This is a genomic window from Leisingera sp. ABM4_101, from assembly GCF_056158725.1.
In genome coordinates this window covers 1,097,913-1,122,061 of sequence record NZ_JBSWTV010000002.1, presented here as the reverse complement: position 1 = coordinate 1,122,061, position 24,149 = coordinate 1,097,913, and the positions used below count along the sequence as shown (strand labels likewise).

The following is a 24,149-nucleotide window of genomic DNA, read 5'->3' as shown; positions in this document are numbered from 1 at the left end:
CCCCCATAAGCCCGTTCACCGCGCCGGACGTTTTGTCCATATCGACAAAAAGACTCAGGAAAAATGAGCGGCCCAGGACACCCGAATCACACACCCCAAACTTGGCCTGATTCGGAGCCGCTGCGCCGCGTCCCGCCTCACAAAACCGGTTGTGGCAGATTTCGAATCGCGTCTAAATCGAGAGAGACATCAGGGAAAACGAGGCCGCAAAACACCTAGACGGCCCACGGGGAAAACATGGTCAAATCACTGATAACATGTGATTGTTTAGGCACTCAACAAGTTGACGCACAGGGCTTGGCGGACGCGACCGGGCTATCAGTTCCAACGCCCTGCACCGCACTTTGCACCCGCCAGATTGACCGTGCTACGGCAGCTTTGGACTCAGGCGATGCAATTATTTGCTGCACTCAGGAAAGCCGGATTTTCGAGGCTCTTGCCGCAGAGCTGAACGCCCCTCCTCCGGTGCTTCTGGACCTGCGTGACCGCGCCGGATGGAGTGCGGACAAGGCCTCGAAACTGCCCAAAATGTCCGCCCTCGCCGCTGAGGCCCTACTGCCTGCCGCTGCCCCCAGAACACGCGATGTCACCTCAGACGGCCTGTGCCTGATTCTGGGCCCTGCAGAGGCAGCACTGCAAGCGGCCGAACAGTTGCAGCAAACGCTTGGCGTCACCGTCCTGCTGGACAGCGCCCCGGACTTGCCTCCGTCGCGCGGCTTTGACGTGGTGCTGGGCCGTCTGTCGCGGGCCTCTGGCGCCTTGGGTCAATTCCAAGTCCGCATTGACGCCTTGCAAGTGATGGAGCCCGGAGGCCGCGGTGCCTGGAGCTGGAGCGCGGCCCAGGACGGCGGCCAGTCGGACTGTGACATCATCCTGGACTTGCGCGGCGGGGCGCCGCTGTTCTCCGCACCGGAAAAGCGCGAGGGCTACTTGCGCGCCGACCCTGCACACCCGCCGACTGTCGCTGCCGCTGTGCTGGCCGCCTCGCAGATGGTTGGCACCTTTGAAAAACCGCTCTACGTGCGGGCGGAACCTCTGCTGTGCGCCCACAGCAGGGCAGAACAGAAAGGCTGCACGCGCTGCCTGGACCTCTGTCCAACTGGCGCCATCACCCCGGCCGGCGATCACGTGTCCATAGATCCAATGATCTGCGCCGGCTGCGGTGCCTGTTCTGCAGTCTGCCCGTCCGCTGCCATCAGCTATGACGCACCGCCAGTGGATCTGACGATGCTTCGGGTTCAGACCCTGGCCAAGGCCTTTCTTGACGCCGGCGGCGTGGCACCCCGGTTGCTGATCAGCGATGCCCGCGGAGCAGAGTTGATCCGCCTTTCCGCCCGGTTCGGCCGCGGCCTGCCTGCAGATGTGATTCCGATGGAACTGCCGGCCCTCAACCTGTTCGGACATGCCGAGATGCTGGCTGCGCTGGCAGGTGGCTTTGCCCGCGTCTGCCTGCTGCAAGGCCCCGGGACTGATCCGCACGCGCTGCAAGAGCAGGCGGCGCTGGCCCAGGCGCTCAGCAGCAGCGAAGCCGTGAAGATACTGGACCTTTCTGACCCGGACGCTTTGGAAGCCGCCCTTTATGACAACGCGCCGCCCCCCTCATGCGCCGCACCGGTCCGCCCGCTTGGCACCCGCCGCCAAATCACCCGGCAAGCCGCCAGGGCCCTGAACCCGGATGCCCGCGTGCTGCCCTTGCCCAAGGGAGCTCCATATGGTGCGGTCGCGGTTGAAACCGGCAACTGCACGCTTTGTCTTTCGTGCGTTTCGCTGTGCCCGTCCGGCGCGCTCAGCGATAACCCGGATGCACCGCAGCTGCGGTTCCAAGAGGACGCCTGCCTGCAATGCGGTCTTTGTTCGCGAATTTGCCCGGAGAACGCGATAACACTCGTGCCACAGCTGGACCTCACCCCCGCGGCGCTTTCGCAAAAGGTCCTGAATGAGGAGGAGCCGTTTGCCTGTGTCGTATGCGGGGCTCTATTCGGGGTGAAATCCACCATTGAACGCATTACCGACAGACTTTCAGCCCACAGTATGTACCAGGATCCCGGTGCGCTGCGGATGATTCAGATGTGCGACGATTGCCGGGTGAATGCGCAATTCCACAGCGAAAACAACCCCTTCGGCGGAGGAGAACGCCCGCGCCCCCGCACCACCGAAGACTACCTTAGCAAACGCCGTGATCATTGATGCTGCAGCGGCGCCCCCAGATCTGCCGGTGTCAGCGCAGCGGCATAAGCAAGCAGTGCCTCCACTTCTGCCAAAGTCAGACTGACAGGGTGGACAGGCGGTGGACGGTCTTGCGGAAAGGGGGCGGTAACATCTTTGATTTCCGTAAAGGCCGGATGCGGGTTGAGCGCATAAAAGGCGGAAAACCGTTCCTCCCAGTCGCTGAGGCTGCGCAGCACTTGAAAGCTGGGGGTGGATCCGATGCCGGCAATCCCGGCCCCTTCTGCTACCACATGGCAGCGGCCGCATTGTGCCTCTGCCACTTGCCGCCCCAGCACAGCATCGCCTTCCACGCCAGCCGGTTCCGGCTGTCTGGCCGCTTGCAGCGGTGCTGTGAACACAGCCCACCCCTTTGGCGCGAAGCCCAGAACCGTCCGCCGGCCGACCTCGGAACGCAGCCACGCAGCCAGTTTGCCGGCTCCAGCATGTACAGGGCGCCGCAGCTGCAAGTGCCAAACCGCACCAGCCCCCTCGAACAACGCCTCCCCCTCCGGCCCCAGAGCCAGGTCGGCGTCTGCAAGGTCCGTCAGCTTCACCTTGACCTGAGTTTTCAGCGAAAACCGCGGCAGGATATGGCGCAACAGGCCGCTCTCCGCCAGCGCCGCAGGCGCGTGCAGCCGCACCAGCCGCCCCTCGTCGGCGAAAACAGGATGGGGCAGCAGCCAGAATATGACAACCAGATATCCCGCACGCATAATAGGATCAGCCTAGGCGCGGCCCTGCAGGCCCGTCAACGGCAGGAAGGAAACAAAAGATGAGCAGAGAGGCCGTTCTTACGGTTTTAAAAACCATTGCCGATCCGGTGCAGGGCGGTGATATCGTTACCAGCGGCGCCATGAGGGCGCTGAACGTTGACGGCTCCACCGTACGTTTCGTGCTGGAAATCGCCCCCGAGCATGCCTCTCAGTTTGAGGCCGTGCGCAGCGAGGCAGAAGCGCGGCTGCAAGAGCTGGAGGGCATCGGCAAGGTGTCCATTGTGCTGACCGGCCATTCCTCCAAGGCACCGCCTGACTTGAAACCCAAAGCCGCGGTGCAACCACAAGGACCGCAGGCCATTCCTGGCGTCCAGCGCATCCTCGCCGTCGCGTCCGGTAAAGGCGGAGTTGGCAAATCCACCGTCTCTGCCAACCTCGCCTGCGCGCTGGCAACCCGCGGCCGCCGCACCGGTCTGCTGGATGCGGATGTTTATGGCCCCTCACAGCCGCGTATGCTGGGTGTCTCAGGACGGCCGTCCTCTCCCGATGGCAAGACAATCCTGCCGCTGCGCAATCACGGTGTCACGATGATGTCCATCGGCCTCATGACCAATGAGGACCAGGCCGTTGTCTGGCGCGGCCCGATGCTGATGGGCGCGCTGCAGCAAATGATGATGCAGGTACAATGGGGCGCATTGGACGTCCTGATAGTGGACCTGCCGCCCGGAACAGGCGACGTGCAGATGACCCTGGCGCAAAAAGCCCGTGTCGACGGGGCGATCGTCGTATCCACCCCGCAGGACATTGCTCTGCTGGACGCACGCAAGGGGATAGACATGTTCCGGCAGCTCCACGTCCCAATCGCCGGCATGATTGAAAACATGTCCACGCACATCTGCTCCAACTGCGGGCATGAAGAGCATGTGTTCGGCTACGGCGGCGTCGCGGCAGAGGCAAAAAAGCTCGGCGTGCCCCTGCTTGCGGAAGTGCCTCTGGACATGCAAATCCGCCTTGCTGCCGATGGCGGGGCACCGGTCACCGTCTCCAATCCCGATGGGCCCCAGGCCCAGGCCTTTCACAGCATTGCGCAGACGCTGATCGGGCAGGGCATGGCATGACCCGGTTGCGCTTCCCACCCCTCATGGACGGTGAACCCTGCACCGACAGCCCTTTTGCCATCGCCTGCCGCCGCGCTGTACTGGGCTGCGACGCTGGTTTGGTCTGCTACAGATTGGCCCCCCCCGTGCTGGAGGCGGCAATTGTGTTTGCACCGGATGTGCCGCTTCAGCAGGCGATGGCAATGATGCCGCTGTGCGGTGTCAGCTTTCAAAATGCCCTTGGCGCTCTCGGCCCCCCAGAACTTGCCGTGCATCTGGCCTGGAATGGCGCCATTTCCATAAATGGAGCCACCTGCGGCACCCTGCGCGCAGCAAGCGCTGCGGCAGATCCGATGCAAGTCCCCGATTGGCTGGTAATCAGCCTTTCCTTGCCGCTTTGGCCATCAGAAACCCCTGGCGCCACGCCGGACCAGACCTCCCTTTACGCCGAAGGCTGCGCTGATGTGCAGCCCGCCAACCTGATCGAGGCCTGGGCCCGCCACACCCTCAACTGGATCACTCGCTGGGAAGACGAAGGCCCCCGGCCGCTCCATTCGGAATGGCGGGGGCTGGTTCAAGACCTTGGCAAGACTGTAACGCAAGACACATACAGCGGCACGTTTACCGGCGTGGACGAGGACTTCGGCATGCTTCTGCGCAACGGCCCTGATACCCGCCGGATCCCGCTCACAACCCTTTTGGAGCAGCCATGAAACTCGCCCGCGCGATTCATTTCGACGAGTCCGACACCCGTGTCTACAATAGCCCTGCCCGTACCGGCGAATGGTGCCTGCCGGGCGGGTTCGAGTTCTCCGACTGGTCGGAGGCAGACCTCAACGGCAAGGCGCGCCAGGCATTTGCCAACGGCTGGCTCGGCCTGGAAACCGGTGGCCGGGTGACATTTGTTGCTGTCACCGACATCACGCCATCGGAAATGGAAGGCCTAAAGACCCTGCTGGCACAGCATTTCGTGACCTACTACGGCGCGCCGACGCTGGAGGCTGCCTTGCCTATCGCCGCAGAAGAGCTTGCCCAGATGGCCGACCTTTGCGGCGAGCATGCCCCAAACACTCTTTTGACCGTTACCCGTGAGCTTACGGAATCGGGCGTACGCGAATCCTACCGGTTCATTACTCCGGAGGACGCAGATCTGACCCAGTTTGCGGTACACAGCAGCCCCTGATCAGGCAGGTCAATGTTTGGTAGCGGACTTGAAATCCGGCCACCGGCATAAGCTGCGATTGCAGTCTTCAGATCTTCGACGAAAAGGAGATCAATAAAGCCGAAACCAAGCAGCACGTGCTCGGTTTCAAGCTGAAGGCCGCGCTTTAGGTGCTGAAGGAGGAGGAGACCGGTGCTGTGCCGGCGGGCCGGTTCCGGGTGCACCCGGCGATGATCCACCAATGAAAAAATGTGCTCCTCAAGGTTGCCTCCGGCGTATTCGAACGCGGCAGCCGGAAAAAAACCGAGACCGACGAGGAGCAGGTGAAGGAGCTTCACGCCAAGATCGGGAGGCTGGCAGTGGCCGGCTCTTTTTGGAAAGAAAGCTGATGCCTTGAGGCGGGAAGTGAGGCGCGGCATGGGTGAGCCCGGTTTTCCAAAAGCCCAGCACCAACAAACCGACGAAAGAGCACAAGACCAATCCCGACCTGCTGAAGAGGCTGAGGGCGGACCGCCCCAACCAAGTCTGCTGCCCTGACATCACTTGCCTGCCCGTGCGGCGCAGGTTCCTATATCAATCAAACCGGTCAGCAAATGCGGCGAGTAGCTAAAACTATCCCTGCCCCTGTCCAAAGAATGGGGAGTTGTTTAGATCGTGAAAGTTACTCGTCAGTTCCGCTGAACAGAAACTTCCTGATACGGGCATAGCCATAGCCAATGTGGATACGCTGAATGTACCCCACTGCCTGGATATCCTTCTCGACCAAGGCGTTTTCAAGATCCACAAGCTCGGCAACCAGGGCATCCGCCACTTCCGCACCTGCGCAGTCGACAACCCTGTGCCAGGTGCTGGCCGCTTGGTAGTAGGCCTGGGTCCAGAAAGAACGCAGGACCGAATTGCCAATCAGATCGCTGATCAGCGTGTTTAGCTGATCGTTCACGATGACATACTGGCGGGAGTCCACTTGCCCGCCAAGCTGATGAGCCTGCTCTAAAAGGTCGCGGGCGCGTTCCAGATGGCTGTCTTCGATCTCAGCAGGTGCGGTTGCGCCAATCAGCGAAGCCAGATTCAGACGCATATCGTAGACATGGGCAATCTTTTCCGGTGGCAGCTCCATTACGACGTTTCCGACACCGTTGATCGTTTCCACCAGGCCCAAGTGATTGATCCGGCTGATCGCATCGCGCACAGGCGTGCGGCTCACCCCGAATTCTTCGGCCAGTTCCGCCTCCTTCAGCCGGTCTCCTGGTGTGTACTCCAGAAAGCAGATCCGCTTCAGGATCAAACGCTGAATGTCCTCAACACCCGGCTTGCGGTCTCCCCAGCCCGGCGGTGTCAGCGGTGCGGCCTCTGCAGACAAGTGAGCTTCCTTTCCCGGACGGCGACGGTTTCAGAAGTCATATCAAGGCGTTTGATAGCACAGAAGAGCCAATTTCAGTGTTCCCGGAGCAGCCGGCCATATCCTTCGATCTGGTCCGGGACGCCGGCAAGGCGCAGCACATGCCACATCATTGCCTGGTTGGAGCAGATCACTGGCTTGCACAGCAGCTGTTCCAGCCGATCCACGATCTCCAGCGACCGCAGCGCACCGCAGCTGATGAACAGCGCATCGCTGTCCGGCGTGTCAGCCTGTTGGGCAAAATCAGCCAAGTACTCCGGGCTGACTCGGATCATGTCGCTGTCCTTCTCCAGCTGCAGCCCTTCTATCCGGACGATCTGGAAACCCGCGTTTTCAAGATATTGAACCTCCTGCTTGTTGATTTCGTCCAGGTAGGGCGTGGCCACAGCAACGCGCTTTGCGTTGATCACCCGCAAGGCCGCGATCACGGCAGAAATCAAGCTGGTTGCCCTGGCAGCCGGGGCGCCTTTGTTCAGTTCGGCGGTAACACGCTCTTCGCCGATGACCAGGCTGCCTGAGGTGCAGCCATAGCAGACCACATTCAGGCTTCCGTCCGGCAGCAGGGTCGAAGCGGCGCGAGCCAGATCGCCCGCATGGCGGCTGAGGCTGTCCACAGTAATGCTATCGCCAATCCAGGCACGGGTAAAATGCACCCCTACGCCCTCCGGGCAAAGCCGGAACATGTCGCTTTCGATTGTCTGCTCCGTGGCAAGCAGAACGAAGCCGATTTTTGCCCGACGGTGACGCCCTTCATCAAACATCTTTTCTCATCCTTTCGCACCGGTGCATGCAGCCCCTCTATTAAAGGTCGCAATTCTGGCAAAAAATCAAGTGTTGACGCATTAGCTGTATACAGCTTAGCAAATTACGCGTCCGAACTATCGATTCGGACCGCGACTGGAACACTGATAGGGAGGAAACCTTCGTGGGGATCGCAACATTGATAAAGGCGGGCGCCGCTGCTGCTGGCGTGCTGGCTGCAACGCTGCCTGCAGCGCAAGCGGAAGACATTATTCTGGGCCATGTGATGGACACCCAGCACATCTTTCACCACGTCTCCGAACGCTTCTCGGCGCGGCTGGACGAGCTGTCCGGCGGTGAGTTGACCGTTGACTACCATCCGGGCGGCGATCTGGGCGACTGGACCTCGATCGTCGAGCAGGTGTCGCAGGGCGCGGTGCAGATGACCATGTCCTGGAACCACTCGGAACTGGACCCGCGCTGGGATGTCTCGGTTCTGGGCTATGTCGCCAGCGACTGGGAAACCGGGCGCGAGATCTATGGCCCGGGCTCTGTGATGAACGGGGTCTATGACGGCATCATGAACGACCTTGGCATGGTTCTCTTGGGCACCATTCCCACGGATTTCACCGGCTTCGTGGTGCGCAAGGGTGTCGAGGTGCCGACCAGCTTCCCGGAGGAGGCCGCGGGCTTCAAGATGCGGGTGCCCGGCATGCCGATGGCCATCGAGCGCTACAAGGCCACCGGCTTTGCGCCCGTCCCGATGGCCTTCAGTGAGGTGCATACAGCCCTGCAGACCGGCGCCATCGACGGCCGTGCCTATTCGCCGCCTTCCGAAGTGCTGCTGTTCAAGGATGTGGTCAGCGCCTATGTCTTCACCCGCGAGAACTTCGAACACACTTTCTGGACCGCCAACAAACGCTGGTTCGACAGCCTGAGCGCAGAGCAGCAGGGCTGGATCCGCACCGCCGCCGATGAGGCGGTGGCCTGGGCCTGGGAAAACGCAGAGGCCGAAAGCCCCAAGTGGTTTGCCCAGATGAAAGAGGCCGGCATCGAGGTTGTCGAGCTGACGCCCGCGCAGCTGGAGGCCTACCGCCAGCAGGTCACAGCGGTGGAATATCCCTACATGGAACAGATCATCGGCGCCGAAGTGATGGGCCAGATCAAGGCTGCCGCAGGCGGTAACTGATCCATCCCCTCTGCGCCCGCTTCTCCCGCGGGCGCAGACCCATTTCATGCACTGACCAGGGAGGAGAGCGCATGACCAAAGAGCTTCTGCATACGGACAGTCTGGACAACGTCCTGACCCCGGAGCCGATCATGCCGGCCGGCAGTGATCCGTCAGCGCCAGTCTACCGCGGGCTTGGCGGGCTTTATGCCATCGAAGACAGGCTGGCCCTCTTAATGCGGGTGGTGCTGTTCGCCGCCATGATCGCGCTGGGGCTCCTGATGGCAGCGCAGGTTTTCATGCGCTACGTGATCGCCTCGCCCTTTCTGGGGATCGAGGAGCTGGCGCCGATGCTGGCCCTGTGGATCTACTTCATCGGCATGGCCTATTGCACCCGCGAGCGCGACCATATCGAGGGCGGCGTGCTGACCTTGCTGACGCAGAACCGCAAGACCCTGCTGTCGGTGCGCCTGTTCGGGACCCTGTGCTGCCTGGTGACGGTTGTGGTCTTTGCCTGGTTCGCCTGGGATTTCGCGGCCTACAACCTCTCCCTGAACCGCAAGAGCACCTATATGCGGCTGCCCAAATACATCTGGGATTTCAGCATGGTGAGCGGTTTTGCCCTGATGATCCTCTACCTGGCCTTGCAAGCCTTTCTAGAAGCGCGCGCGCTCGTGACCGGCAAAGGCGGAGACTGACCCAATGACCGTATTCCTCATCGCCTTCCTGGCCATCATCCTTTTGCTGCTGATCGAGGTTCCGGTTGGCTTTGCCTTTGGCACCGGCGCCTTGGCCTATGGGCTGATGTCCGGCACCAATATCTCCTTCCACGCCGGTTTCGGCTATTCCCAGGTCAGCGCTTTCTCGCTGCTGGCAATCCCGCTGTTCATCCTGTCGGGCACGCTGATGGGCGCCTCGGGCATTTCCGAGCGGCTCTTGAACTTCGTGAACAGCTTTGTCGGCCGCACCAAGGGCGGGCTTGGCGCCGTCACCGTCATCACTTGCGCGCTGTTCGGCGCGATCTCCGGCAGCGCCTCGGCCGCCATTGCCGCCATCGGCAAGATCATGGTGCCGCGGATGATCAAGGAAGGCTATCCGCCCGGCCATGCCACTGCGCTGGTCGCGGTCTCCTCGGTGCTGGCGCTGATGATCCCGCCCTCGATCCCGATGATCGTCTTTGCCATTGCGATCCGGGAATCCGTCGCCAAATGCTTTCTCGCCACCATGGGGCCGGGCGTGCTGCTGGCGCTGATCTACTGCGCGCTGAACTTCTTTTTCCTGCGCAACAATACAACCATCACCACCGCCCCCAAGCTGCCGCTGCGTGAAACTCTGGCCGAGGCTGCAAATACAGGCAAGAAAGCCAGCCTGGCCATCATCATGCCGGTGATCGTGCTGGGCGGCATCTACAGCGGCATCGCCACCCCGACTGAGGCAGGCGCCGTGGCGCTGGTCTACACCCTGATCGTGGGCATTGCGATCTACCGCTCGCTGCCGATGCAGATGCTGTTCAACTCCACGGTTGAAGCGGCGCGGCTGACCGGTGCGATCCTGATGGTGCTGTTCTTCCTCTTCGTGATGAGCCGCGGCATGGTGCTGGCCAAGGTGCCAACACAGTTCGCCGACCTGCTGCTGACGATCTCCGACAACAAGATCGTTATCCTCTTGCTGATCAACCTGCTGCTCCTGATCATGGGCATGATCATCGACGATGTCTCGGGCGGTGTGCTGGCTGCGATCATCCTGCTGCCGGTCACTCAGAAGATTGGCCTGGACCCGATCCACTTTGCCGCCATCGTCGGCACCAACCTTGGGCTCGGCAACATCTCCCCGCCCTGCGCGCCGCTCCTTTACATGGCCGGCGGTGTCACCCGCCAGCCGCTGTCGGTCTATGTCGGCCCGACCATGAAGTTCCTGCTGCTGGGACACCTGCCAATGGTCCTGATCGTGACCTTCGTGCCGCCCGTGGCCCTGTTCCTGCCGGGCCTGCTGGACTGATCCTTTAACGCTCAACACCTCAATAAGAAGGAAAACACCTCATGCTGGAAGAAGCCAAGACACGCACGCTCGACCTGCAGGACCGCATGCGCCAGGCCGGTATCGAGAAGGCTGTCTTCACCGACGAAAGCTCGATCGCCTATCTGGCCGGGTTCTGGGGCTATCTGGGGATCGAGTTCGGCCGCCCCTCGATGCTGGTGGTCGACGCCAATGAAGCGCCGATTGTCATCACCCCGCTGATGGAATCCGAAATGGTCGCGGAAATGACCTGGGTCGAGGACGTGTGCACCTGGGAAGACATCGGCCAGCGCAGCTGGGGCCGCGCCCTGGCGGGCGCTCTGGGCGATAACCCCAACGAGATCTGGATCGAACGCGGCACCATTCCTGCCATCGTGCGCAATCATCTGGACGACACCTATCCCGGCGTGCCCCTGCGGGACATCTCGCCGGTGCTCGGCGCCATGCGCACCATCAAGACGCCGTTTGAAATCGGCGTCATGAAGGAAGCGGGCCAGATTGCCGGCGCCATGATGGCCGCGGCCCATGACAGCCTGCGCGAAGGCGCGCGCGAGTATGAGAGCGCGCTGGCGGTGATCGAGGCAGGCTCGCGCAAGGCGGCCACCTTCCTGACCGCCAAGGGCTGGGACCGGTTCGTTTCGCCGATGATCCACAACCTGCAAATCCTGCAAAGCGGCACCGAGACCTCGATGGTGCACCGCCGCGCCAACGTGCGGGCCTACGAGAAATTCGACCCGGTCTATTTCTGCTTCTGCAATATGGCGCAGTTCAAGCAGTACAAGCTGGGCTTTGACCGCATGTTCCACATTGGCGATGTGAACGACCAGGCCCGCGACGTGCAGGAGGCCGCCATCGAAGCCCAGCAGGCCGCCATTGCCGTGATGCGCCCCGGCGTCCTGGCCGAGGACGTGGCCGCTGCCGCCAACGAGGTCTACCGCGCCCGCGGCTATGAGACCGGCTACCGCACCGGCCGCTCAATCGGCGTTGCATACCTGGAGGCGCCCGAGCTGAAGGAAGGCGACAAGACCGTGCTGCAACCTGGCATGACCTTTGCGGTGGATGGCGGCATTTCGGTTGATGGTGTGACCGCGGGCCGGATCGGGGATTCCGTGGTGGTGACCGAAACCGGCACCGACTACATCACCAGCTACCCCCGCGAAATCCTGCTGAGCAAGGGCTGAGCCATGGCCGCCAGCCTGAATATCGCTATAGCCCAAAGCCCTGCGGACCTGGCCGGTCCGCAGGCGCGGCTGGCCTGGCTGCGGGGCTGCCTGTCCCGGCTGGACGGGCAGCAAACGGATCTGCTGATCCTGCCAGAGCTGTTCCTGACCGGCTACAACATCGGCAGCCGGGTGTCCGAATGGGCCGAACCCGTTGACGGGCCCTCCGCAAAAGTGATCGCAGACCTCGCCCGCAGCCATCAGGTGGCCATTCACTATGGCTTTGCCGAACAGAAGGACGGGCGCCTTTTCAACTCCGCCTCCTGCATCGGCAAGGATGGGGCTCTCCTGGCAACCCACCGCAAGCTGCTGCTGCCGCCAGGATTTGAAGGCGATCACTTCAGCCCGGGCAGCAGCTACACGCTGTTTGACCTGGAGGGGTTAAAGGCCGCCACGCTGATCTGCTACGACGCCGAGTTTCCCGAAACCTTCCGTGCAGTTGCCCAGGCCGGTGCCGAAATTGTGCTGGTGCCCACAGCTCTGGGTTCTCAATGGGGCATGGTAGCCAACACCATCATCCCGGCCCGGGCTTTCGAGAACGGCATCTATGTCTGCTACGCGAATTCCTGCGGTCGCGAAAACGGCATGGATTTCTTCGGCGGCAGCTGTGCCATCGCCCCCAACGGGCAGGAACTGGCCAGAGCGGGCGACGGGGAAGAGCTGCTGTGCGTACAGACTGAAAGGGATGCAGTTTCCGCAGCCCAGGCCCGCCTGCCGTATCTCCAGGATCGTGTGAAACTGCGCCTTTTCTAGCTGACCTGCGCCGCGCACAGGCTCCAGACTGCATGTGGGCTAAGCCTCTAGGTCTCCCCCATTATTGTGTGGAGTCCGCCTAACCAAAGGACGGATTTATGAAGGCGAGACTCACCGATGAGCAGATCATTCGGAAGATCAAGGAGCAAGAGGCCGGGTAAAACGCTCCAGAGGTGCGGCGGGAGCCGGGTAAAACCTCCTTGGGCTCGAAGTATGCCTTGAAGATGCGTGCAATCAACAGCGAAAGTCTGCTTCCCGCCCACCCTTATATCGACACCTCATCTCGCCCTTGTGAGATCCTCGTCAGCCTCGCATCATCTTCCGGTTCCCATTTCTGACGCAGACCGCGCACATAATCCGCGTCCTGCTTCAGCTTTTGCCGCTCCTTGGCGAGGACGCGTTTCACGGTCCGGGCCACCAATTGAGCAATGCGCGTGACCATCCGCATTGCCGGGCGGATTTCATTCAGCGTTTCATCCCGCGCAGCCGAAGGCATGGAAGAGGCGAAGGAGGCGCTGCGGTCTCTGGTGGAGCGGATCGTGCTGACGCCAGCGGCGGAGGGTGGTGGCCTGGATCTTACCTTGGCAGGGGATCTGGCGGGGTTGTTGGGCCGTAAGCGTTGCATTTGGCCCCCTCGTTGCCCCCTAAACCTTATGATGCGCTGAATGGTATTCAGGCCCCCGGTATTTAGCAGGAGGTCGGAATGGCGGAATACGAGGTCTGGGGTTTCACAATTCGCAAGTCAGCTTCTGGAAAGAACATCTGGCCCAACGAATTGAAATGGGAACGCCCGACAGAAAGTGTCCCTGCGGATGCGGAGGCTCGATACGCGGATATGACCTCAACGAAACACTCGAGGTGATCCCGGCGCGTTATTACGTGGCTGGACTAGCCAAATCAGGCAAGAGATCGATTATTTACACATTTACAGCTAGTCAGCTTCTAGGTGCCGATAGCATTGGCAGGTCACTACGCTCAGCGGGGGCGGGCTTCAGTTTGGAAACCGCCATATTGGCGCGTAGCGCCAATATACGTGGGGAAGGCGTGGCCGATAGACCTCAAATAGGGGGCTTGATGCAACGCTTACGTTGGGCCTAGCCACGGGCAACAAGGGCGCGAACACGAGGAAGGCCCCGGATGGGTTATCCGAAGCCTTTGATATTTATGAGGAAATTGTGCTGGTTGCGGGAGCAGGATTTGGACACTGTTTCATTCAAGCCCGATAACTTACGACTGCGTCGCCAACCGCCATCCGTTGCAAGCGTAGTCTAGTTTTCTCGTACGTCCGCTGTGCGCAGGAAGCTGCCGCTGCAAAGTTGCGAACCGTCTTCGCCCTTCGAAACCTGACCGGCCCTTTGCAAACATTGCAGAGAGCATCAATTTTTGCGGTGCGGCTTTCACAAAGCTGACATTGGTTTCGCCGAAGTTCCTTGGCAACTTGGCCGACGTCAGGTTGGCGTGACGCACGCGCGTGTTTCTGTAAATGCAGAATACCCGCCCTGCCTCGAACACCAACTGTCGAAGGCAATCGTTGAAGCACGAGGCGCAGTTCACAGCCTTCCCCGGCGCCGCCAAAAGTTACATCTTATAGCTTTGCAGGCCTCAACTTCTGTTGAAATTGAACTCATTGGCGTAGTGGCACGCGACAAAGTGGTCCTGATCGATCTCCCGCCATTCCGGCAGCTCCGCACTGCAACGTTCCCTGGCAAACGGGCACCGGGTATGGAAGCGGCAACCGGAGGGCGCCGCCAGCGGGTTCGGGATTTCCCCTTGCAACCGGATTGGCTCGAAGCCGGCATCAGGGTCGGCTGTAGGGATCGCACTGAGCAGCGCATGGGTATAGGGATGCCTGGGCGAGAAGAAGAGCTTCTCGGTCGGTGCATACTCCACGAACTTGCCGACATACAGCACCGCTACCCGGTGCGACATCTGCGCGACAACACTCAGGTCGTGAGCGATGAACAGGAAGGACACGCCCATTTCCTCCTGCAGATCCTTCAGCAGATTGATGATTTCCGCCTGGATGGACACGTCCAGCGCCGAGACGCTTTCGTCGCAGACCACGAACTTGGGCTTGGAAACAAGCGCCCGCGCGATGCAAATCCGCTGCCTCTGGCCACCGGAAAACGCATGGGGAAAGCGGCGCAAGTGCTCCAGGCTCAGCTTACAGCGGAGCGCAATCTCGCGCACCCGTGCGTCGATCTTGTCGCGGTCTTTGTATCTGCCGGAGGCCACCAGCGGCTCGGCAATGATGTCGCGCACCGTCATCCGCGGGTTCAGCGAGGAATAAGGATCCTGGAACACCAGGCTCATTTCCGGGCGGAAGGCCCGCAACAGGTCGCCTGCCAGATTATGGACCTTGATGCCCCCGCCGCTTTCACCGAACGCCATGTTCATCTTGGAGCGCACCTTGCGCAGTTCGGCCTCCGAGGCATGGGCCAGGTCGATGTCGCCTTTTTTCTTGCGGTGAAAGATCACCTCGCCATCGGTTGGGTCTATTGCGCGCAGGATTGCCCGGCCCACGGTGGTCTTGCCGGAACCGGACTCCCCAACCAGACCGACGGTTTCGCCCCGCTTGATGCCAAAGCTGACCCCGTCCACCGCTCTAAGCATCTGCACTTCGGTCTTGAACAGCTTGCGGGTCTTGATCGGGAAATGCACGGACAGGTCTTTGACCTCGATCAGCGTGTCCTTGTGGTTGCTCATGCTGCGCTCCGGTCCTTGTTGGTGTGCAGCCAGCAGCGCACCGCGCGGCCGGGGGGTGTTGAAATTTCCGGCGGCTCCTGCGCATCACAGGTACCCGCGATGGCCTGGGCGCAGCGGGTATGGAACGGGCAGCCCCCCGGGCGCGCCGTGGGACTGGGAATGTCTCCCTGCACCGGTTTCAGGCGGTCGTGCAGATGATCCAAGCTGGGAATCGCGTCCAGCAGCCCTTGGGTATAGGGGTGCTGCGGGTTGCGGATCACCTCCTTGGCAGGGCCGCGCTCAACGATTGTGCCCAGATACATCACCGCCACGTCATCGGCGATCTGTGCAATCACGCCAAGGTCATGGGTAATGAAGATCATTCCCATACCCAACTCGCGCTGCAGATCCCGCATCAGATCCAGTACCTGCGCCTGGATGGTCACATCCAGCGCCGTAGTCGGCTCATCTGCGATCAGCAGTGCCGGGCCGGCCGAGAGAGTCAGGGCGATCATCGCTCGCTGACGCATCCCGCCCGACAGCTCATGCGGGTACTGATCCACCCGTGCCGCAGCATTGGAAATGCCGACCTTGTTCAGCATCTCGATGGCGTATTCCCGCGCTTCGCGCTTTTTCAGCCCGCGGTGCAGCATGATGGCTTCCATCATCTGGTTGCCGATCGTATAGACCGGCGAGAAGCTGGCCATCGGCTCCTGAAAGATCATCCCGATCTCGCCGCCCCGGATGCGCCGCAGCTCCCTGCTGCCGTGTTTCAAGTTGCCCAAGGCAACTTCCTGCCCGCTCTTGTCGGTGTAGATCATTTTGCTGGCCGCCCCGAGCCGGGCGGTTCCCGGCAGCAGCTGCATCAGCGCCTTGGTGGAAATCGACTTACCCGATCCGGACTCCCCGACGAGCCCCAGCGTCCGGCCAGCCTCCACCGAGAAGGTGACGCCCTGAACCGGGGTAACCAGCCCCTCGTCGGTGCGGAAGGAAATCGACAGGTTTTCGACACTCAGCATCTTGGCCATCTCAATTTGCCTCCGCATAAGGGTCTGCAGCGTCGCGCAGTCCGTCACCAATCACGGTGAACGCCAAAACCGCCACCACGACAAATAGCGCAGGGATGAACAGCCACGGGGTCTGCTCAATCGCGCGCACGGACTGCGCCTGCTGCAGCAGCACGCCCCAAGAGACCGACGGCGGCCGCAGGCCCAGGCCGACAAACGACAGCGCGGTTTCCGACAGGATCATGTAGGGGAAGGAAATCACCAGATCGACGATGATGAAACTGGTGAAGCTCGGCAGCATGTGCTGGGCGATGATCCGGCCCGGCCGAGCCCCCGCAAGCCGCGCCGCGACCACATAGTCCTCATTGCGGATCGATAGCAGCTGCGAACGGATGCGCCGCGCCAGCGTTGGCCAGCCAAACAGGCCCAGGATCAGGGTCATGGCAAAATAGACCTGCGTGGTCGACCATTCCTTGGGCATCGCCGCCGCCAGCCCCATGTACAGCGGGATGATCGGTACTACCCGGATCACCTCAGTCACCCGCTGGATCACATTGTCAGTCAAGCCGCCGAAGTAGCCAGCCACGCCGCCGATGATCAGTGCCAGCACAAAGGAGATCAGCACCCCCAGCACGCCGATCGACAGCGATGTCCGTGTGGCATAGATCGTGCGGCTGAACACATCGCGGCCCAGATCATCGGTGCCCCAGAAGTGGATTTTCTGATCGGTGTCCGGGTTCAGCCCCACCAGATGGCGATCGATTGGAATGAAGCCCAAAAGCTGGACCGTCTCGCCCTTCACAAAGAACTGCATATAGTGGCGCACCTCCGGGTCCGGCATTGAGATCGCGCGCAGTGTCACCGGGTCCCGTTCGGTTTTGGTGCCGTTTATGAAGGGGACGAATGAACAGCCGCCCTCATCGCAAAACTTCGGAACTTGCGGCGCGCCCTCAATATACTGCGTGTTCCGCGTCACCGGCCCGTAGGGTGCAACAAACTCGGCAAAAATCCCGGCCAGTGCCATCACACTCAGCAGGGCGGCAGCGATCATCGCCGCGCGGTGGCGGCGGAAGCGCCACCAGATCAGCGTCCACTGAGAAGCGGAATAGTATTTCAGCTGGGCCTCATGCGCGCGGACCTCGGCTGCCGTCAGATCAGCTGTCTGTTGGGTTGCATCGCTCATCGGTCAGGCCCCCAGTTTGATGCGCGGATCCAGCCACGCCAGCAGCAGATCGGAGATAAAGTTCATGAACACGATGGCAAAGGTCAGCAGCAGCAGGATCGCGCCGGCCACATTCATGTCCAGGTCGAGATAAGCCCTCAGCAAGAGCTCCCCCAGCTCGGTCAGCCCAAGCACCACCGCCACAATCGGCAGCTCCGAGAAGATGCGGTTCACGTCAAAACCGATGGTGGAAACCACTGGATTGATCGCCAGACGGGCCGGGTATTTGATAAGCAGCTTCATCTCCGGCACGCCGCGTGCCCGCGCTGCAGTAACGGACAGCTTGTTCAGCTCATCCGACATCGTCGCCCTCACGGTCTGGATCTGGTAGGCCACAGCCGACCACGCCAGCACCACCGCCGGCAACCACAGATGTTTTGCCATGTCCCAGGCCTTAGCCATCGACCACGGCGCATCGCGGTATTCATCCGAGAACAGCCCGCCAATATCGGCCCCGAACCAGCGGTTGGCGAAATAGAGCATCACCAGCGCCAGCAGGAAATTCGGCAGCGCCAGCCCAAGGTAGGAAAACACCGTCAGGCCATAATCCACCGCAGAGCCGCGGCGCACCGCGGCGTAGATGCCAATCGGAATCGACACCAGATAGGTCAACAGCAGCGTGGCAAACAGGATGCCAGCCGTCAGCCAGACCTTGTCGCCGATCACCTTGGTGACCGAGGTTTCAAAGGCAAAGGCCTGGCCGAAATCACCGCGCAGCACGATGCCGCCAATCCAGTCGAAATAGCGCAGTATCATCGGCTTATCCAAACCCAGGTCGCGCCGGATTGCTTCGATGTCCGCCTCGGTCACATTCACCCCGGTGCCGGAATACTTGCGGAACGCATAGCGGTCCGCATAGTCGCCGGGCGGTATTTCCATGATCAGGAAGACCATCACCGATACCAGCAGCATCGTGATGACCATTCCCGCAAATCGTTCCAGAGTGAATCTGAGCAAAGCGGTATCTCCCAAGTCAGCCCGCAAGAGGGCTGATGCCGGAGCGCAGGCCAGCTGCGCCCCGGCGTGTTGTCAGGCCAGGGTCTGGATTACTGCTCCAGCCACCACTGCGCGGGGCGATAGGGGTAGGTCCAGTAGAAGTCGTAGGTCTTGGACTTGATCGGCTTCACGTTCTGCAGATCGTTGCGGTGCAGGAACGGGGCCACGATGTCGCCGACGGTGCCGATTTTCAGCATGTTGTCAGTGTGGATCTTGACGATCTCAGCGCCCAGCTTGTTGCTGGCATCGGTGCCCATTTCCACCTGAATGAACTGCTCGGAAAGGTCCCACAGTTTCTGGATATCCGCCGGCGGCTCGATGCCTTCGGATCCGCCGCTGGTCTTCCATGCTGCCCAGCCGAAACCGGTGCCCGGGTTGAAGAAATCACCAAACGGTGGCACGAAAACGGTCACGTCCTGGCTGATGGTGGGACCTGCGTTGCCGTCGTATTTCCAGACAGTCAGATCCAGGTCGTTGTTGTTGCCCGAGGCGCGGTACTCGTCCGAGGTCACCTCTTTCAGGTCGACCCGCACGCCTACTGCGGACCAGTAGTCGCGGACCAGTTCCTGCATCTTCACTGGCGCGCCCTGGGACGAGTAGACTAGGCGCACGACCAGCGGCTTGCCGTCCGGGCGTTCCAGGGTGCCGTCGCCGTCGCTGTCTTTCAGGCCCATCTCGGCCAGCAGCGCCCTGGCGGCTTCCGGATCATAGCCGATGTCGCGGTTCAGCACGTCGTCCGAAACAAAGGAAACGGTCTTCGGCTCTGCGGGCACACCCTGCATCGGTTTGCCTTGCCCCAGGTACACAATCTCGTTGATCTCGTTGCGGTTCATCGCCAGCGACATCGCGCGGTTGAAGCGGGTATCCGAGAAGATCTCGCGCAGAACCTCGTCCTGATGGGTCCGGTTGAAGGAGTAGAAGACATTTTCGCCAAAGGTCGGGGCGAAGTTGATGGTATAGCCGCCCTTGCCTTCGTTCTCTTTCAGCAGGGGGAAGTCTTCCAGGAACACCGCCTGCTGTTTCCAGACCACTTCGCCGTTCATGATCTTGAGGTTCTGAACCTCTTTGTCACCCACATAAGTTTCAACGATCTCGTTGATATAGGGCAACTGGTTGCCGGCAGTGTCGAGCTGGTGAAAATAAGGGTTCGCCACCAGCTTGCGGCCTTCGGCGGTTTCCTCGACCACGATGTAGCTTTCCAGGGTCGGAACCACGGCGCGGCCGATCTTGGCGGCTTTGTCAGCGTCTTTCAGCAGCGGGCTGGGCACATCTTTCCAGTCCGAACCGCCGTAGTAGAAGTCGACAGCAGCGGCGGCGTTTTCAAAGCCGTGTTGCTGCGCCAGCGCTTCGGCGTTCTCGTTGTGCTTGGGCATGAACTGGCCCAGAAAGTGCTTGGGCTGGAAGGGCTGGCCATAGTCCACGGCAAAGCGGTTCAGAATGCCTGGGGTCGGCACCGGGAAGGTGAACTTGACGGTAGTGGCATCCAGCGCTTCCACGGCTGCCTTTTCACCGGCAAACAGCCAGCGGTCCGGGGTTTTGTCATAGATGTCGGCGTTGTAGATAACGTCTTCCATCCAGAAAACAACGTCCTCCGCAGTGAAGGCTTCGCCATCCGACCACTTGTGGCCCTCACGCAGGGTGATGGTCAGCTGGGTGTAATCCTCGTTCCAGGACCAGCCTTTGGCAATGTTCGGCACAACGGTCTGCAGATCGTCGGCGTAGCGGACAAAGTTCACATGGCGCACCGACAGCAGGTCGGAGGTTCCGGATTCAGTGCCCTTGGACAGGCCGGTGATGGCGCCGCCGTACTGGCCGATGGTGTCATAAGGCATCACCACCAGCGGCTCGGCCGGCAAGCGCTCAGCTACAGCTGCCAATTCGCCATTACCCAGGATGCGGGCGTTCAGATCGGCAATCGCCGGGTTCTGTGCAAACGCCAGCTCACAGGACGCAGCCGCCTGCAGTTCCGCCAGCTCCAGCTGCTGCGGGAAAGCGGGGGTCAGGCCCATCGGATCAGCAACGGTCGCGGCAGGGCAGTTTGCCAGCACAGGCGTGCCCATGGCAGCCAGCGCGGTGAAGGAAAGAAGAGAGGTACGGAGTTTCATGGCCATCCCAGCGTTTGATGTGACGCAGGGAGCGGTAGAGGCTCAAGTTAACAAATTTATGATGAATCTAACGAAATAGAAAAAAGCTATGCGTTGGGCGATGACACCAAGGCGTCATAATTGCGCAGCCCATCAGCGATCCGGAAGAAGCGGTCCACTGCTGCGGTTCCGCGCATGGCCGGAAGGCAGGCCAGGAAATGATGTGCGGTCAGGTTCTTGTCCTTGATCGGCACGAAACTGACGCCGGGCTCGCCCTCACATTCCTGCGCAAAGGCCACACCAATTCCGGCACCTGAATTCACAAGCGTGCGGATCGACCCCCAGGACCCGAGGCCCAGGATTGTCGTCAGGGGTACTTGGGCCAGCCTTGCAGCCCCCTCGAAAATCTGGCGGGTGGACGACGATGGTTCCCGTTGGATCAGTTTCAGCTCCGCTGCATCGTCCCAAGTCGCCGCATCGGCTTTGACCAGCGGGTGTGCATCCGGCACCACCAGCCCGATCTGCGTTTCCGCAATCTTTATCCCCTCCAGGTCCTGGGGAAGCTCCTTTGCAGTGATAAACCCCACATCGAATTCACCCGCATAAAGCAACGGCAACAAATCATGAGATGCCAAGGCACGGGCAGTAACATCGACACCCGGGTGAGCCCGGACAAACTCCGCAATCGGCGGCATCGCAATCTGATACGTTGAATACCCGATCTGAAACTTGCCGGTCAGCAAGTCCTGCCCGGAGCTGAGCTGGCTTGCAATGGAGTTGCCCAAAGCGATAAGCGCCCGGATGTCGGCCCTCACCTCATCCAGTGTCGAGGTCGGTGAAATCGTTGTGCCCGCCCGGTCAAGCAGGCGGCACTGATACTGCTGCTCCAGAGAATAAACGAGATTGGAAACTGTCGGCTGCGACACGCCAAGCTCTTTGGCAGCCAGTGTGAAGCTGCCAAGCCTGGCCACAGCTTCCAGGGCCTGCAGCTGCTTGAAGCTGATCTTTGCTTTCATGCCTGTCTCCACATGCCGTATGGCTTTCCTAGCAACAAAGGCAAACGCAATCCAAGTGGCACGCGACCCGCAACGGCCGGGTTCGCCGGTCTGCTCAATTCAGCTTTTAGTTTCTCCCCGCCCCTGCAATGCCGCCCTGCCAGGCCAAGGCCTCCGGCTTTGCACACCGCAGTTACCCCGTCACCAGATCTTCAGCGGTTGCGAGGCCGCATGTGAAGGTGAACGTGGACCCTTTCCCGAGCTCGGACTGGACCTCAATACCGCCCCCCATCAGATGCGCGAGACGGGAAGCGATCGCCAGACCCAGCCCGGTGCCGCCGAAATCCCGGGAAGCGGTACTGTTAACTTGGGAAAACGCAGTGAAGATTTTCTCGAGACTATCTTCGGGAATGCCCGCCCCGGTGTCTGTCACGGCGATCCGCAGCTTCGCCATGCCGCCAGCAGCCCGGCCGGTGACACTGACGGTTACCGATCCAGCCTCGGTGAATTTCAACGCATTGCCGACAAGGTTCACAATGATCTGCCGGATCCGCCCTTCATCTCCCTGAACATCCTTCGGCGCCTCGGTATCGTACTCCAGCCGCAGCGCAACCCGGCTTTCCGCCGGATTGGGGGCCAGCATACGGACCACCCCGCTCAGAAGCTCCTCCAGGTCAAGCGGAGCAGTCCGCAGCTCCAGCTTCCCGGCCTCTACCTTGGAGAAATCGAGTATCCCGTTGATGATGTCCAGCAGGGCTTCGCCGGATTCAGAGATCGTCCTGGCATACAGCGCCTGCTCCTCGTCCAGGCTGGTTTCCTCCAGCAGCGAGGCCATGCCTAGCACCGCGTTCATCGGGGTCCTGATTTCATGGCTCATTGTCGCAAGAAACTCGGACTTCGCCTTGTTGCCCGCTTCCGCCGCTTGTGTCCTTTCCTTTACCTTTTGCTCCAGCGAGTTTGCCAGCTCTTTGAGCTCGGCATTGCTATGATCCAAGTGGTTCAGAACGTCGGTGAAAGCATCTGCCAAGCGGCCGACTTCATCGTGGCCGCACTCAGGGATTTTCCGCATGGCGCTGCCCAGACGGATACTGGTGGCAAAGTCCGTCAGCCGCTTGATCGGCCGGGTTATCCAGCTCGCCATGATAACAGCTGCTATTGAGGCAAGTCCGGCACAGACACCGGCCAATAGCAGGGTCAGCCGGATGTGCTTCATCCATTCGGCATCAAGACGCGCGGTGGAAAATTCCAGCACCACATACCCCAGCCGCCGGTCTGCCGTCGCCTGTACCGGGCCGGCAACTTGGATCACGCCGTCCTGCAGCCGGGTGACCCATTCAGCGCGTTCCCTGGCCTGCCGCAGATAGGGTTCGTTGAACTCCTTGCCCCGCAGCGGGTTTTCATCGGTTCCATCGGTCAGAACACGCGTGCCCGCATCCAGGATCATCACTCGCAAGGCACCCTCTCCGGCCAGAACTGAGCCCACTTGCTGGCGCATCAGTTTGACATTCAGCTCATACAGCGGTTCCAGAACCGCTTCGCCCAGGGTCTTTGCCAGCACCGTTGCATGGCGTTCGAACGCAGCAACAGAAGCCCGGTGGGCCAAGGTTATCGAAATGGCCGAAACCGCCCCAGCAACCGCAAAGACGATCAGAACCGTGTAGACCACCAGTTTTGTCCTGAGGCCCGACATACGCAACTCAATTGCCGCCAATCAGGGCTGTCACCGCCTCTTCAAATTCTTCCAGCATGTCCAGCGTTTGATCCGGTATGGCATCGAATTTCGTGGTTCTTTCAAAATTTTCCAGAATCCAGCGGCCTTCATCGTTCTGATCCATGCTGATCAGCACGGCCTGCACCGCCGCGGTGAACTCATCGGATGTCCCAGGAGACAAACTGACCACATGCCGCGGGATATTTTCCGTTTGGACAAGGACGTCGAGGCTCCCGATATCATCTCCGGCGCGTTTTTTCAGCCCGTTCAGCGACATGGCGCCAGCATCAACCAGCCCGCGCAGCACCCATTCGATGGTGTTTTCGTCATCCCCGGAAAACACATAGCCCGTGGCCTCCGCAGGCCGCGCCGCCCGCGGGCCGCTCATCGCGGCGAGCTGAACACCTTGCGTTGCAATCGTGTGGCGCGGCAGGATGTAGCCGCTGGAGGAGAAGGCCTCTTCAAAGGCGATGACCCTGCCCTTTAGATCTTCCAGCGACTGGATGCCGCTGTCCCGGCGGACAAAGACGACAGACCGGTATTCGGCGACACCCTTTTTCCATCTTCGCGCCACCAAACGGCTGCCGCACTTTGCCCTGACCGCGAGCGAGACAAGCGGGCTGTCTACAAAGACATCGACCTCGCCGCTGCGCAGCATTTCTGCCATATGCGCAATGTTCCGGGCAATTCTGACTTCTCCTGCTGTGATACCTTCATCCTGCAGTTGCGCTGCAAGATATTCGGCAAAAGGCAGGAAAACCCGGGCTTCCTTGACAGGCTCGTCGCTGATCGTGCCAATGACCAGGTTGCGAGCTGCCGCAACATGACCAAACAGCAGGCTGAGACAAAAGCAGGTTAATGAAACTGCATTCTTGAAGCTCACAGGGCTATTCCTCTCTTTTTCTGCAGACAGTGCGGAGCAAGGAACTGAATTTCGCAAACTGCACAGCCAGGAAGGCAAAAAATCTCAAT

22 protein-coding genes are annotated in these 24,149 nt (G+C 60.7%); 10 read left to right on the top strand and 12 right to left on the bottom strand.

Annotated features, from left to right (window positions below; translation table 11 throughout):
• Positions 1-237 precede the first annotated feature (237 nt).
• On the top strand, positions 238-2,187 hold the full coding sequence (locus ACXAEK_RS06375) for a 4Fe-4S binding protein (protein WP_475040590.1): 1,950 nt from the start codon (positions 238-240) through the stop codon (positions 2,185-2,187).
• On the opposite strand, the gene ACXAEK_RS06370 is transcribed toward ACXAEK_RS06375, so the two are convergent.
• Entirely contained in the window at positions 2,181-2,921 is a 741-nt protein-coding gene (locus tag ACXAEK_RS06370) for a hypothetical protein (RefSeq protein WP_475040589.1), read from the bottom strand. The two genes, ACXAEK_RS06375 and ACXAEK_RS06370, sit on opposite strands and share 7 nt — an antisense overlap.
• Before the next feature lie 59 nt (positions 2,922-2,980).
• Here ACXAEK_RS06370 and ACXAEK_RS06365 point away from each other — a divergent pair, with 59 nt between their 5' ends.
• From ACXAEK_RS06365 to ACXAEK_RS06350, 4 genes are all read left to right on the top strand, one after another.
• Positions 2,981-4,039 carry an Mrp/NBP35 family ATP-binding protein gene (locus tag ACXAEK_RS06365; RefSeq protein WP_475040588.1) on the top strand — a complete coding sequence of 353 codons (1,059 nt, stop codon included), beginning with the start codon at positions 2,981-2,983 and terminating at the stop codon, positions 4,037-4,039.
• Positions 4,036-4,731, top strand: coding sequence for a biotin/lipoate--protein ligase family protein (locus ACXAEK_RS06360; protein ID WP_475040586.1), 696 nt, complete (start codon positions 4,036-4,038; stop codon positions 4,729-4,731). Before ACXAEK_RS06365 ends, ACXAEK_RS06360 begins: the two co-directional genes overlap by 4 nt.
• Positions 4,728-5,201, top strand: coding sequence for a DUF6505 family protein (locus ACXAEK_RS06355; RefSeq protein WP_475040584.1), 474 nt, complete (start codon positions 4,728-4,730; stop codon positions 5,199-5,201). Before ACXAEK_RS06360 ends, ACXAEK_RS06355 begins: the two co-directional genes overlap by 4 nt.
• A gap of 230 nt (positions 5,202-5,431) precedes the next feature.
• Positions 5,432-5,569 carry a hypothetical protein gene (locus ACXAEK_RS06350; RefSeq protein WP_475040582.1) on the top strand — a complete coding sequence of 46 codons (138 nt, stop codon included), beginning with the start codon at positions 5,432-5,434 and terminating at the stop codon, positions 5,567-5,569.
• 272 nt (positions 5,570-5,841) lie between these two features.
• Here the strand turns inward: ACXAEK_RS06350 and ACXAEK_RS06345 are convergent, their stop codons facing one another.
• Both ACXAEK_RS06345 and ACXAEK_RS06340 read right to left on the bottom strand, forming a co-directional pair.
• Positions 5,842-6,540 carry a GntR family transcriptional regulator gene (locus tag ACXAEK_RS06345; protein ID WP_475040580.1) on the bottom strand — a complete coding sequence of 233 codons (699 nt, stop codon included), beginning with the start codon at positions 6,538-6,540 and terminating at the stop codon, positions 5,842-5,844.
• Positions 6,541-6,614: 74 nt separating this feature from the next.
• Positions 6,615-7,340, bottom strand: coding sequence for a maleate cis-trans isomerase family protein (locus ACXAEK_RS06340; RefSeq protein ID WP_475040578.1), 726 nt, complete (start codon positions 7,338-7,340; stop codon positions 6,615-6,617).
• Between the two features lie 164 nt (positions 7,341-7,504).
• Here ACXAEK_RS06340 and dctP point away from each other — a divergent pair, with 164 nt between their 5' ends.
• The 5 genes from dctP to ACXAEK_RS06315 all read left to right on the top strand — a co-directional run bounded on the left by dctP (position 7,505) and on the right by ACXAEK_RS06315 (position 12,477).
• Positions 7,505-8,509 carry a TRAP transporter substrate-binding protein DctP gene (dctP, locus tag ACXAEK_RS06335; protein WP_475040576.1) on the top strand — a complete coding sequence of 335 codons (1,005 nt, stop codon included), beginning with the start codon at positions 7,505-7,507 and terminating at the stop codon, positions 8,507-8,509.
• Positions 8,510-8,580: 71 nt separating this feature from the next.
• Positions 8,581-9,186, top strand: coding sequence for a TRAP transporter small permease (locus ACXAEK_RS06330; RefSeq protein WP_475040574.1), 606 nt, complete (start codon positions 8,581-8,583; stop codon positions 9,184-9,186).
• A 4-nt stretch (positions 9,187-9,190) separates the two neighbouring features.
• Positions 9,191-10,486: a TRAP transporter large permease gene (locus ACXAEK_RS06325; protein ID WP_475040572.1), complete on the top strand. Its 1,296-nt coding sequence runs from the start codon at positions 9,191-9,193 to the stop codon at positions 10,484-10,486.
• Positions 10,487-10,527: 41 nt separating this feature from the next.
• Positions 10,528-11,685 carry a M24 family metallopeptidase gene (locus ACXAEK_RS06320; RefSeq protein WP_475040571.1) on the top strand — a complete coding sequence of 386 codons (1,158 nt, stop codon included), beginning with the start codon at positions 10,528-10,530 and terminating at the stop codon, positions 11,683-11,685.
• Between the two features lie 3 nt (positions 11,686-11,688).
• Positions 11,689-12,477, top strand: a complete 789-nt coding sequence (locus ACXAEK_RS06315; protein WP_475040569.1) for a carbon-nitrogen hydrolase family protein — start codon at positions 11,689-11,691, stop codon at positions 12,475-12,477.
• 265 nt (positions 12,478-12,742) lie between these two features.
• On the opposite strand, the gene ACXAEK_RS06310 is transcribed toward ACXAEK_RS06315, so the two are convergent.
• The 9 genes from ACXAEK_RS06310 to ACXAEK_RS06270 all read right to left on the bottom strand — a co-directional run bounded on the left by ACXAEK_RS06310 (position 12,743) and on the right by ACXAEK_RS06270 (position 24,138).
• On the bottom strand, positions 12,743-13,102 hold the full coding sequence (locus tag ACXAEK_RS06310; protein ID WP_475040568.1) for a hypothetical protein: 360 nt from the start codon (positions 13,100-13,102) through the stop codon (positions 12,743-12,745).
• A gap of 977 nt (positions 13,103-14,079) precedes the next feature.
• Positions 14,080-15,183 carry an ABC transporter ATP-binding protein gene (locus tag ACXAEK_RS06305; RefSeq protein ID WP_475040566.1) on the bottom strand — a complete coding sequence of 368 codons (1,104 nt, stop codon included), beginning with the start codon at positions 15,181-15,183 and terminating at the stop codon, positions 14,080-14,082.
• Positions 15,180-16,190 carry an ABC transporter ATP-binding protein gene (locus ACXAEK_RS06300; protein WP_475040564.1) on the bottom strand — a complete coding sequence of 337 codons (1,011 nt, stop codon included), beginning with the start codon at positions 16,188-16,190 and terminating at the stop codon, positions 15,180-15,182. Before ACXAEK_RS06300 ends, ACXAEK_RS06305 begins: the two co-directional genes overlap by 4 nt.
• A 1-nt stretch (position 16,191) precedes the next feature.
• Positions 16,192-17,352, bottom strand: coding sequence for an ABC transporter permease (locus ACXAEK_RS06295; protein WP_475040562.1), 1,161 nt, complete (start codon positions 17,350-17,352; stop codon positions 16,192-16,194).
• 3 nt (positions 17,353-17,355) lie between these two features.
• Positions 17,356-18,348: an ABC transporter permease gene (locus ACXAEK_RS06290; protein ID WP_475040561.1), complete on the bottom strand. Its 993-nt coding sequence runs from the start codon at positions 18,346-18,348 to the stop codon at positions 17,356-17,358.
• Positions 18,349-18,437: 89 nt separating this feature from the next.
• Positions 18,438-20,492: an ABC transporter substrate-binding protein gene (locus tag ACXAEK_RS06285; RefSeq protein WP_475040559.1), complete on the bottom strand. Its 2,055-nt coding sequence runs from the start codon at positions 20,490-20,492 to the stop codon at positions 18,438-18,440.
• Positions 20,493-20,578: 86 nt separating this feature from the next.
• A complete protein-coding gene (locus ACXAEK_RS06280) occupies positions 20,579-21,487 on the bottom strand; it encodes a LysR substrate-binding domain-containing protein (protein WP_475040557.1) in 909 nt (302 codons plus the stop codon).
• Between the two features lie 172 nt (positions 21,488-21,659).
• Entirely contained in the window at positions 21,660-23,132 is a 1,473-nt protein-coding gene (locus tag ACXAEK_RS06275) for an ATP-binding protein (RefSeq protein ID WP_475040555.1), read from the bottom strand.
• A gap of 31 nt (positions 23,133-23,163) precedes the next feature.
• On the bottom strand, positions 23,164-24,138 hold the full coding sequence (locus ACXAEK_RS06270; protein ID WP_475040553.1) for a phosphate/phosphite/phosphonate ABC transporter substrate-binding protein: 975 nt from the start codon (positions 24,136-24,138) through the stop codon (positions 23,164-23,166).
• Positions 24,139-24,149: the final 11 nt, after the last annotated feature.

Coding starts and splice junctions, on each gene's coding strand:
- ACXAEK_RS06300 (WP_475040564.1), bottom strand. CDS start 16,190: ATGGCCAAGATGCTGAGTGTCGAAAACCTGTCGATTTCCTTCCGCACC.
- ACXAEK_RS06340 (WP_475040578.1), bottom strand. CDS start 7,340: ATGTTTGATGAAGGGCGTCACCGTCGGGCAAAAATCGGCTTCGTTCTG.
- ACXAEK_RS06315 (WP_475040569.1), top strand. CDS start 11,689: ATGGCCGCCAGCCTGAATATCGCTATAGCCCAAAGCCCTGCGGACCTG.
- ACXAEK_RS06360 (WP_475040586.1), top strand. CDS start 4,036: ATGACCCGGTTGCGCTTCCCACCCCTCATGGACGGTGAACCCTGCACC.
- ACXAEK_RS06355 (WP_475040584.1), top strand. CDS start 4,728: ATGAAACTCGCCCGCGCGATTCATTTCGACGAGTCCGACACCCGTGTC.
- ACXAEK_RS06375 (WP_475040590.1), top strand. CDS start 238: ATGGTCAAATCACTGATAACATGTGATTGTTTAGGCACTCAACAAGTT.
- ACXAEK_RS06320 (WP_475040571.1), top strand. CDS start 10,528: ATGCTGGAAGAAGCCAAGACACGCACGCTCGACCTGCAGGACCGCATG.
- ACXAEK_RS06330 (WP_475040574.1), top strand. CDS start 8,581: ATGACCAAAGAGCTTCTGCATACGGACAGTCTGGACAACGTCCTGACC.
- ACXAEK_RS06365 (WP_475040588.1), top strand. CDS start 2,981: ATGAGCAGAGAGGCCGTTCTTACGGTTTTAAAAACCATTGCCGATCCG.
- ACXAEK_RS06295 (WP_475040562.1), bottom strand. CDS start 17,352: ATGAGCGATGCAACCCAACAGACAGCTGATCTGACGGCAGCCGAGGTC.
- ACXAEK_RS06305 (WP_475040566.1), bottom strand. CDS start 15,183: ATGAGCAACCACAAGGACACGCTGATCGAGGTCAAAGACCTGTCCGTG.
- ACXAEK_RS06280 (WP_475040557.1), bottom strand. CDS start 21,487: ATGAAAGCAAAGATCAGCTTCAAGCAGCTGCAGGCCCTGGAAGCTGTG.
- ACXAEK_RS06285 (WP_475040559.1), bottom strand. CDS start 20,492: ATGAAACTCCGTACCTCTCTTCTTTCCTTCACCGCGCTGGCTGCCATG.
- ACXAEK_RS06310 (WP_475040568.1), bottom strand. CDS start 13,102: ATGCAACGCTTACGGCCCAACAACCCCGCCAGATCCCCTGCCAAGGTA.
- ACXAEK_RS06370 (WP_475040589.1), bottom strand. CDS start 2,921: ATGCGTGCGGGATATCTGGTTGTCATATTCTGGCTGCTGCCCCATCCT.
- ACXAEK_RS06325 (WP_475040572.1), top strand. CDS start 9,191: ATGACCGTATTCCTCATCGCCTTCCTGGCCATCATCCTTTTGCTGCTG.